Origin of the sequence: Alloyangia mangrovi, assembly GCF_002300555.2 — a bacterium.
Lineage (GTDB): Bacteria > Pseudomonadota > Alphaproteobacteria > Rhodobacterales > Rhodobacteraceae > Salipiger > Salipiger mangrovi.
This window is the reverse complement of the sequence record NZ_NTHN02000134.1, coordinates 1-1361: the sequence shown is the minus strand read 5'-3', so window position 1 is coordinate 1361 and position 1361 is coordinate 1. Positions and strand designations below refer to the sequence as shown.

Annotated in this window: 1 protein-coding gene; it reads right to left on the bottom strand. The window is 66.4% G+C overall.

The window, feature by feature from the left end:
- Positions 1 to 8: 8 nt before the first annotated feature.
- Positions 9 to 1361: protein translocase subunit SecF (gene secF, locus CLG85_RS27075; protein WP_260350389.1), on the bottom strand; the 1353-nt coding region annotated here is incomplete at its 5' end.

Below are 1361 nucleotides of genomic sequence, written 5' to 3'. Positions count from 1 at the left end.
GCCATGGATCAGCCGTGTGTTGCGGCCAGCGCCGCCTCGCGCTCCTCGCGGCTGCGGCGGTCGACGCCGAGCATCAGCACGATGTTCTTGGCCACGTAGATCGACGACCAGGTGCCGACGACGATGCCGAAGGTGATCGCGAAGACGAAGGCGCGGATCACGTCGCCGCCCAGCACAAGGAGCGCGATCAGGGCGACGAGCGTGGTCAGCGAGGTCATCAGCGTCCGGCTCAGCGTCTCGTTGGCCGAGAGGTTGAGCAGGTCGCGCAGCGGCATCTGGCGGAACTTCCTGAGGTTCTCGCGCACCCGGTCGAAGACCACCACCGTGTCGTTGATCGAGTAGCCGAGGATGGTCAGTAGCGCCGCCACGATGGTCAGGTCGACCTTCAGCTGGAACAGCGAGAAGACCCCGAGCGTGACCACGACGTCGTGGATCAGCGCGGCCACCGCGACGACCGAGAACTGCCATTCGAAGCGGAACCAGACGTAGACGAGGATGCCCGCGGTTGCCGCGCCGACGGCCATCAGGGCCATCCACAGCAGTTCCGCCGAGACCTTGCCGCCGATCGTCTCGACCGAGGTGAAGGCAATGCCGGGATCGGCCTGGTGCAGCGCGTCCTGCACCTTGGTCAGCGTCTCCTGCGAAAGCGCGGCATCACCGTCCTCGGCGCCGATGCGGATCGAGACCACGTGCTGGTCCGGCGCGAAGGACGGATCGAAGACCTCGGTGATCACCGCGTCCTCCATGCCGAGCCCCGCCAGCGCGGTGCGGTAGGCACCGATGTCGAGGGTCTGGTGCGTCTCGGCGCGGATGCTGGTGCCGCCCTTGAAGTCGATGCCGAGGTTGAGCCCCATGCTGGCGATCAGGAAGACCGAGACCACGACCGCCAGCGCCGAGGCGCCGAAGGTGGCGTATTGCGCGCGGAAGAAGTTGATCGAGGTCTTCTCGGGCAGGCGGCTCAGCAGCCCGGTCATCCGCAGCGTCCGCGGCTTGCGCCATTCGAGCCAGCTCTGCAGCACCAGCTTGGTGACGAAGATGGCGGTGAACATCGAGGTCAGGATGCCAAGCCCCATGGTCACCGCGAAGCCGCGCACCGGGCCCGAGCCGAGCCAGAACATTAGACCGGCGGTCAAGAGGCCGGTGAGGTTCGAATCGAGAATGGCCGAGAAGGCGTTGTCGAAGCCCTTGCCGACGGCGCGCCAGACCGATTTCTCGACCCGGAGCTCCTCGCGGATGCGCTCGAAGATCAGCACGTTGGCATCCACCGCCATGCCCATCGTCAGCACGATCCCGGCGATTCCGGGCAGGGTGAGCGTGGCGCCGATGGCCGACAGCAGGCCGATCAGCATCGCCATGTTCAT